The sequence below is a fragment of the Kitasatospora putterlickiae genome, assembly GCF_039527695.1.
GTDB classification, from domain to species: Bacteria; Actinomycetota; Actinomycetes; order Streptomycetales; family Streptomycetaceae; genus Kitasatospora; species Kitasatospora putterlickiae.
Window position 1 is genome coordinate 20,375 of record NZ_BAAAKJ010000010.1, and the last position, 8,546, is coordinate 28,920.

The following is an 8,546-nucleotide window of genomic DNA, read 5'->3' on the forward strand; positions in this document are numbered from 1 at the left end:
GCCGCGCGGGCGCGGTCGGGGCGATGGTTGGACCTCGATCCTAGGGGCAGGCGGGAACGGGCTCGTGGCCGCCGCGGTGGACGCCGCCGTGGCCGAGCAGGGCCGCCAGGTGCCGGTGGCCCTCCTGTTCGGCCTCGGTGATCCGGGTGCGCGGCAGGGCGGGCTGGCGCCACTCGCCCACGGCGATGTCGGTGCTGTCGCGCAGGTCCACCAGGGCGTGGGAGAGCCTGGCGCGGACCGTGGCGGCCGTGGCGCGCGACGTGCTGGCGCGGGCCGCCTCGGTGGCCGTGCCGACCTCGGCGAGGGCGCGGTCGAGGCGGGTCGCGGTGCGGCGGTTGGTGACCAGGAGGCAGGCGGCGAGGCCGGCGAGGGCGCCGAGGCAGGTGTCCAGCCAGCGGTCGGCGACCATGTCCCGGGCGGGCTGGTAGTGGCCGAACTCGGTCATCATCAGGGCGAGCGGTGTCACGAAGGTGGTCGCCAGCCAGTAGTTGCGGGTGATGGTCGCCTCGGCCGCGAAGTGGCCGACCAGCGCCAGCAGGACCAGGGCGAGCTGCCCGGAGCGGGAAACCGGCAGCAGGGCGGTGAACAGGAGCAGCCCGAGCAGGTTCCCGAGCACGCGCTGGATCGCGCGTTGCCAGGACAGGGCGGCGCTGGCCTGGAAGACCGACGCGGCGGTGATCACCGCCCACCCGGGCCGTCCGATTCCCAGCGCCGCCGACGCCCACCCGGCGGCGGCGCAGCCGAGTGCGACCCGCAGCCCGATCGGCAGCAGCGGCGAGCCCGGTCGCAGGGCGTGCCACCGGGACGGCGGGGGGACGGGGAGCGGCGCCTCGTCCGTGGCGGTGGCCTGCGCGGGGTCGAGGACGGGGGTGGGGTCGAGGACGGGGAGTGGCCGGTCGCCGCGCAGGTCACGGGCCCATTGCCGGTACCGGGTGGCGGTTCGGGGGTCCGGGTCGGTGGAGGCCAGCGAGGATTCGGCGCGGACGAGCAGTCGCTCCAGGGCGTCCGCGGTGTGGCGGCGCCGCGGGCCTGCGATGCTCGCCCGGGTGCCGGTGAGGCTGCGGCGTGCGGCGTTGACGGCGGCGGCGAGCGCCGTACGGGCGGCGGGGCGCTGGGCGGGTTCGCCGCTCAGGAGGCGGGCGGCGGCGTCCAGGGCGCGTGCGGTGAGGATCCGCTCGGGTCCGAACGGCCGGACCAGGGCCGGGGCCATGCAGACCAGCCAGGCCACGGCGGCGCCCAGCGCGGTGAGCGCCAGGTGCGCGGGCAGCTCGGCGAGGCGCTGGGGTGTGAAGGCGCAGGTGACGCTGGTGAAGGTGACGATCAGGGCGCCGGGCGGACCGACCCGGGCCGCCTCGCAGACCAGCTTGTGGAGCGCGGCGAGGACGGCGCCGACCGCGACCAGGACGGCGACGGAGTGGCTGAGCGAGGCGGCCGTGAGGGCGACGGCCGTGCTGAGCAGGGTGCCGGCGGCCACCCCGGCGAGGGTGCGGGCCCGCGCGGGATAGGGGAGCTCGTGGCCGTACAGGGCGCACAGCGCGCCGGCCATCGTGTAGATCGCGAGGTCGAGTCGGCCGAGCCCGATCAGGGTGAGGTTCAGGGCCCCGGCCGTGACGACGGTGCTGATGGCGGGCTTGAGCCAGATGTCCGTCGGCGTGCCGAGCCGGAACACCTGGCGCCACGGCGGCAAGGGGAAGCGGCGGACGCGAGGTGCGGCCGGAGGGCGTTCGGTCATGCGAAGAGGTTAGCAAGTAATTTACTCGTGAAATAGATTGTTCTGGCGCCTGCCTCCTCGACGCCGGGAGGATGGCGCCCCGCCCCGTCCCGTCCCGCCCCGCCCCGTCCCGTCCCGCCCCGTCCCGTCCCGCCCCGTCCCGTCCCGCCCCGTCCCGTCCCGCCCCGCCCCGTCCCGCCCCGTCCCCGGCGACGAGGGGCGCGGGGCTGGTTGGATGCGGGGCATGACGGACTGGTCCCGACTCAGCCATGCCTACGGCCCCGCCGACGACATCCCGGACCTGTTGGACCGGATCGCCTCGGCGCCGACCGCCGAACTCTGGAGCGACTTGTGGTCGGCCCTGTGCCACCAGGGCACCGTCTACCCGGCCGGCTTCGCGGCCCTGCCCTGGCTGGCCGGGCGGGCCCGGTGCGGGGAGCGGGAGCAGGAGGTGCAGGCCGTGCTCCTGGCCGGCGCGATCCTGGCCGGAGCCGGGCCGTCGCACGGGGTGGACGACGTCCGCGCGCGGTTCGCGACGGAGACCGCCGCCCTGCTCGTGGCGGCGAACCGGCAGCTCGGGGCGGGCACGGACCCCACCGACTACGTTCACCTCCTGGAGGCCGTGCTGGGCCTCGAAGGCGTCCCCGGCTGGGGCGAGGAGCTGGCCTGGGGGATCGTCAACGAGGAGTACCAGATCGCCTGCCCGGACTGCGAGGGCGACCTGTTCATCGCCCTCGGCGAGCGCGGGTTCTTCTCGGCCGCCGACGACTACGCGCTCACGGACGGCGCCGTCGAGACGCGCCCCCTGCGCCCGGCGGCCCCGGCCGACCTGAACGGCATCGGCCGGCGCCTCCACGACCGCGCGCTCGCCGACGGCCGGCAGGAGGTCGCCCATGTGCTGACCCACGTCTTCGGCCACGCGACCTGTCCCTCGTGCGAGGCCGACTTCGCGGTCGCCGACCGGATCGTCGCCGACCCGAGCGGGCGTTAGCCGCGCAGGGCACGGCGGGCCGAGCCGGTGAGGAGGGCGGTGGCGAGCAGGGCCAGCGCGAGGGCGGTGACGAGCAGGGGCGAGGGGCCGGCGGGATGGCCGTCGCGGCGGACGGCGCCCATGAAGTCGAGGGCGGCGACCTGGTTCACCGCCAGGTACCAGAGCGGGAGGTAGAGGGCCTGGAAGAGGCGGTGGGTGCGGGAGAGGGTGCCGAGGGAGATCGCCAGCGCGGGGATGAACAGGGCGCCGGCCGACCAGGCGGCCACACCGGCGGAGTCGCCGGCCCCGGCCAGCCGGACCAGCACGCCCGCGCCCAGCAGTGCGGTGAGCAGGACCCCAGCGGCCCATTCGGCGAGCAGCCGGGCGCGGGCCGCCGGGTAGGCGCCGAGCAGGGACTCCAGACCGGACTCGGCCGAGCGGCTGCCGAGGCGGGACCAGAGCAGTACCGGCCAGATCCAGGCGGCGGGCAGCACCGCGCCCGCTCCGGTGTCCGGCGGAACGGCGAGGCCGGCCGCGACCAGGCAGGCGGCGGCGAGCCACCACCAGCGCGAGGCGTCGGCGAACAGGATCCGCGCCTCCCCGAACAGCAGCCGGCCGAAGCCGGGCCCGCGCCCGGGCCCCGCCGGCCCCGTGGCGGGCAGGGTGAGCGGGAGCACCGGGGGAGCGGACGCCGTCGGCGCCGCTTCGCCGCCGCCCGTCGNNNCCGCCCCCCCCCCCCCCCCCGCCCCCCCCCCCCCCCCCCCCGAGGCGCCGCGCGCCGGGTCGAAGCGGGAGAACCAGAGCGCCGGCAGCGCGGCCAGTGCCACCGCGATCAGCACCAGCAGCAGCCGCTGGGCGAGGAAGCCGCCGTCCAGGCCCGCGCCGTCCCAGCGGAACGGCTCCAGCGGGGTGTCCACCTTGGTCAGGCCGAGGCTGAACTCGTCGCCGGCGAGGTCGACGCCGCGCGCGGCCAGCGCCTCGCTCAGGGACGCGGCCGCTGGACCCAGGCCCAGTCCGCCGAGCGGGGCGCCGGGCCGCTCACCGGCGATCAGCAGGGCCGGGGCGACGGCGGCCCAGACGACGTTGCCCAGCCCGCCGCGCAGCAGCGGCACCGTCTCGAACAGGACGGCCAGCGCGGCCGTCGCCACGAGCAGCGGGAGCGTCAGGACCAGGAAGGGCGTCAGCAGGGCGACCGGGTCCAGCACGCGGTCCTCGCCCCGGATCAGCTGCAGGGCGGGCGCGGTCAGCGCGAGCACGCCGAGCATCGAGGCCAGGACCAGCAGGTTGCCGAGGAACTTCGCGAGCAGCAGCTCGACCGTTCGCAGCGGCGTCGCGGCGAGGATCTGGCCGACGCCGGTCTCCTCGTCGCGCCCGAGCCCGTTGCGGACCACGTAGAACCCGCCGAGGGTGAGCCAGAGCGCGCCGGCCAGGGCCGTCGCGGTGCCGATGTACGCGCTGTTGTACTCGCCCCGGTAGCGGCCCAGCGCGAGGACCGCCCAGTGCCCGTCGGCGGGCGGGGCGGCCAGCAGGCCGAGGCCGACGGCGGCCAGCAGCGTCATCGCGTAGGCGGGCCGGCGGACCCGGTCGCGGAAGTCGCCGAGGGCGAGCCGCCAGAGCCGGGCGAGCACCCCCGTACGGGCCGGGGCGGCGTCCGCCGGGCGGGTCGTGGTGAGGGTGTTCGTGTTCGCGCTCATCGCCGCACCTCCGGGCGGTCGTTCGCGACGGCGGGCCGGACCAGGCCCAGGTAGGCGTCCTCCAGGTCGGGCGCGACCGGCACCGCGTCGGCGAACGGCGGACCGTCCGCGAGCAGCCGCAGCCGCACCCGGCCGTCCCCGGTGCGCACCATCCGGCTCACCACGTAGCGGGCCTGCACGGCGGCCACCGCCCCCGGATCGACCAGGACCTCCCACACCCGGCCGGCCTGACCACCCAGCAGTTCCTCCGGGCTGCCCCGGCGCAGCAGCCGCCCGCCGGCGACGACCGCGATGTCCCCGGCCACCGACTCGACGTCCGAGACGATGTGGGTGGACAACAGCACCACCCGGTCCTCGGCGAGCGCGCTGAGGAGGTTGCGGAAGCGCACCCGCTCCTCCGGGTCGAGCCCGGCGGTGGGCTCGTCGACGACGATCACGCGCGGATCGCCGAGCAGCGCCTGGGCGATGCCGACCCGGCGCAGCATGCCGCCGGAGTACGCGCCGAGCGGCCGCCGCACCGCCTCGGTCAGGTTCACCAGGGCGAGCAGCTCGTCGATCCGGGCCCGCGCCGAGCGGGCGGGCAGTCCCTTGGCAGCGGCCAGGTAGGCGAGGAACTCCCGCGCGGTGAGCTGCGGGTGAACCCCGAAGTCCTGCGGGAGGAAGCCGAGTTCGCGCCGCAGGAGCTCGGGCCGGGCGAGCGCGTCGGCACCCCGGTAGGTGAGTCGGCCGGTGGTGGGCCGGGTGACGGTGGCGACGATCCGCATCAGCGAGGACTTGCCCGCGCCGTTCGGCCCGAGCAGGCCGAGCAGCCCGGGGCCGAGCCGCAGCGAGAGGCCGTCGACGGCGCGCTTGCCGCCCCGGTAGACCTTGCTGACGTCGGTCAGTTCGAGGAGGGGTGGTGGGTCGGTGTGGCGGGGGTCGGCGTGGATCTCGGGTCGGCTCATGGGCTCTGCTCTTCCGGCCGGTGCGTGGGCGGTGGATGCTGCGTGGGTGGTGGGCGGCGGTGGGCGGCGGGACGGTGGGTGACGTCGATGAGCCTCCCCGATCGGCGGGAGGCTGCCATCTGCCGTTCGGCAGAGATCGGGCCTGACGAAGGACAGAGGTTGGCGCGCGCCGAGTCTTGACAGGTGGTTCGGGCACTGGATTACTTGGGCCCGTCGAGGATCAACCGAATGATCGGTCGGTTCGGGTGCGGGGGTAACCGGAGGAAGGCGGGAGGCGCGATGAGCGGCGGAGCGGCGGACCCGGGCCGAACGGCGGACCAGGGCGGAAGGCCGGACGCGGCGCCCCCGGCGCCCCCGGCGCGGACGCGACTCGGCGAGGCGCCGCCGGACGGGCTGCTGGACGCCGGCGAGCGGATGACCCGCGAGGAACTGCGCGCCCACCAGCTCAAGCGACTGCGGGCCACGCTGCGCCACGCCTACGACAACGTCGAGCGGTACCGCCGCAAGTTCGACGCCGCCGGCGTCACCCCCGAGGACTGCCGCACCCTCGCCGACCTCGCCCGTTTCCCCTTCACCACCAAGGCCGACCTGCGCGAGACCTACCCCTTCGGCATGTTCGCCGTCCCGAAGGAGCGGGTCCGCCGGATCCACGCCTCCAGCGGCACCACCGGCCGCCCCACCGTGGTCGGTTACACCGGGCGCGACCTCGACGTGTGGGCCGACGTGGTGGCCCGCTCGATCCGGGCCGCCGGGGGCCGCCCCGGCCACACGGTGCACATCGCCTACGGCTACGGCCTGTTCACCGGCGGACTGGGCGCGCACGCGGGCGCCGAGCGCGCCGGCTGCACGGTCGTCCCCGCGTCCGGCGGCATGACGGCCCGCCAGGTCCAGCTGATCCAGGACCTCCGCCCCGAGATCATCATGGTCACCCCGTCCTACCTGCTCACCCTGCTCGACGAGTTCGAGCGGCAGGGCGTCGACCCGCGCACCACCTCGCTGCGGGTCGGCATCTTCGGCGCCGAGCCGTGGACCGAGGAGATGCGCGCCGAGATCGAGCGGCGGATGGACCTGCACGCCGTCGACATATACGGCCTCTCCGAGGTGATGGGGCCCGGCGTCGCCCAGGAGTGCGTGGAGACCAAGGACGGCCTGCACATCTGGGAGGACCACTTCTACCCCGAGGTGGTCGACCCGCTGACCGACGAGGTGCTGGCGGACGGCGAGAGCGGCGAACTCGTCTTCACGTCGCTCACCAAGGAGGCGCTGCCGGTGATCCGCTACCGCACCCGCGACCTCACCCGCCTGCTGCCGGGCACCGCCCGCCCCGCCTTCCGCCGGATGGCCAGGGTGACGGGGCGTAGCGACGACATGATCATCCTGCGGGGTGTCAACGTCTTCCCGACCCAGGTCGAGGAGGTCCTGCTGCGGGTGCCCGCCGTCGCGCCGCACTTCCAGCTCAGGCTGACCCGCCGGGGCCGGCTGGACCACATGACGGTGCGGGTCGAGGCGCGCCCGGACGCCGGCCCCAAGCAGCGCGACGCGGCCGCCGCGGCGATCGCGCGGGGCGTCAAGGACGGGGTGGGCGTGAGCGTGGACGTCGAAGTGGTGGACCCGTACAGCCTGGAGCGCTCGGTCGGAAAGATCCGCCGGATCGCGGACCTCCGGGGGGACCGCGCCGGCTGATCCCGGGGGAGCGGTTCCCCGCCGTGCGCGCCGGCCGGTTCTGCGGGACGGTGGAGGCGGGAGGTCCGCGCCCCGGGGCCCGCCCGGGGCCGCCCGCAGCCCGGGAGATAGCCATGGACCCAGAAGGTCTGGCCGCTGCCGCCACCCCGACGAGGCTCGGCGGATACCTCAGCAGCCTGCCGCGCCCGCCGGCCGCCCACCACATGGGGCCCGCGAGGACGGTCCGCACGACGATGCACGACGGTCACCGGATCGTCGTCACCACCAGTTACGAGATCACCGTCGACGGCCGCCCGATCGGCGCGCACCTCGGCGTGGACCCGAACGGCAACGTGCACTGCCACGCGCTGCCCGCGTACCGGTTCCTCTCGGCGCTGGACGCCGTCAAGGCGGTGATCGACAACTACCCCGAAGAGTTCACCGACCAGGGCGGCCACGGGGGTCACGGTGAGGGCGGCCACGGTGAGGGCGGCCATGGCGGGGGCGGTCACGGCGGCCACGGCCACGAGCACGGAGGTGGCTGAGATGGCCGCCGTCGTCCGCAGGAACATCCTCACCGACACCGCCGTCCGCGACGCCTACACCACCGGCGTCAACCTGCTGAAGCGCGAGCACAGCACCTTCACCACCGCCGACTTCGGCATCGCCGGCCCACCCGAACCCGTCCGCACCTACGACCTCTTCGTGATCTGGCACGTGATGGCGATGCTCACCGCCGTCCCGCCCGGCGGCGACTCCGACATCCGCAACGCCGCCCACCGCGGCCCGATCTTCCTGCCCTGGCACCGGGTCATGCTCGACCTGATGGAGGCCAACCTCCAACGCGTGCTGGGTGATCCGACCTTCGGCCTGCCCTACTGGGACTGGACGGTGGACTCGACGCTCGACCTCCCCTCGGACAGCGACCTCTGGCAGCCGACGTGCCTGGGCGGCAGTGGAAGCCCGGTCTCCGACGGCCCGTTCGGCGTCGACCCGAGCAACCCCGACGACCCCGACGCCTTCCGCGTCCGGATCGACGTCAACACCTCGCTGGCGCTCGTCAGCCGCCCGCCGCGCGGCCTGCGCCGGGCCCTGGGTGCGGGCGTGCCCAACGTGCCGAGCGCCGAGGAGGTCGCGGCCGCGTACGACACCGACCCGGTGACCGGCAACCCCAACCTCGCCGTCTACGACTTCGCGCCGTGGGACGTCGACTCGGAGGGCTTCCGCAACCACCTGGAGGGGTTCAACCCCTTCGGCCTGCACAACCTGGTGCACGTCTACGTCGGCCGCGACATGGGCAAGGCCTCCTCGCCCAACGACCCGGTCTTCTACCTGCACCACTGCAACGTCGACCGGATCTGGGAGGGCTGGATGCGGCGCAACGGCCGGAACTACCTGCCCGACCAGTCCGCCCCCGACATCCTGCTGGGGCACCGGCTCAAGGACCCGATCGTCTCCCCGCTCGGCTCCTCCGCCACGCCCGAGGCCGTCCTCGACTCGACCGCCGTCTTCACCTACGACGTGCTGCCCTGACCCGCCCGCGCCGCCCACTCGCCCGCTCGTCG

6 protein-coding genes are annotated in these 8,546 nt (G+C 75.3%); 4 read left to right on the forward strand and 2 right to left on the reverse strand.

Going from position 1 to position 8,546, the window contains the following annotated elements:
- Positions 1 to 40 precede the first annotated feature (40 nt).
- On the reverse strand, positions 41 to 1,732 hold the full coding sequence (locus ABD308_RS00980; protein WP_344323466.1) for an FUSC family protein: 1,692 nt from the start codon (positions 1,730 to 1,732) through the stop codon (positions 41 to 43).
- A gap of 223 nt (positions 1,733 to 1,955) precedes the next feature.
- Here ABD308_RS00980 and ABD308_RS00985 point away from each other — a divergent pair, with 223 nt between their 5' ends.
- A complete protein-coding gene (locus ABD308_RS00985) occupies positions 1,956 to 2,702 on the forward strand; it encodes a hypothetical protein (protein WP_344323476.1) in 747 nt (248 codons plus the stop codon).
- Positions 2,703 to 4,371: 1,669 nt separating this feature from the next.
- Here the strand turns inward: ABD308_RS00985 and ABD308_RS00995 are convergent.
- Positions 4,372 to 5,319, reverse strand: coding sequence for an ATP-binding cassette domain-containing protein (locus tag ABD308_RS00995; protein ID WP_344323489.1), 948 nt, complete (start codon positions 5,317 to 5,319; stop codon positions 4,372 to 4,374).
- A gap of 279 nt (positions 5,320 to 5,598) precedes the next feature.
- Here ABD308_RS00995 and paaK point away from each other — a divergent pair, with 279 nt between their 5' ends.
- The 3 genes from paaK (at position 5,599) to ABD308_RS01010 (ending at position 8,514) form a co-directional block, all read left to right on the forward strand.
- Positions 5,599 to 7,002 (forward strand): phenylacetate--CoA ligase PaaK, encoded by a 1,404-nt coding sequence (gene paaK, locus ABD308_RS01000; protein WP_425554665.1) that lies wholly within the window; start codon positions 5,599 to 5,601, stop codon positions 7,000 to 7,002.
- Positions 7,003 to 7,115: 113 nt separating this feature from the next.
- Positions 7,116 to 7,526: a hypothetical protein gene (locus ABD308_RS01005; protein ID WP_344323500.1), complete on the forward strand. Its 411-nt coding sequence runs from the start codon at positions 7,116 to 7,118 to the stop codon at positions 7,524 to 7,526.
- A gap of 1 nt (position 7,527) precedes the next feature.
- A complete protein-coding gene (locus ABD308_RS01010) occupies positions 7,528 to 8,514 on the forward strand; it encodes a tyrosinase family protein (protein ID WP_344323514.1) in 987 nt (328 codons plus the stop codon).
- The last annotated feature ends 32 nt before the right edge of the window (positions 8,515 to 8,546 follow it).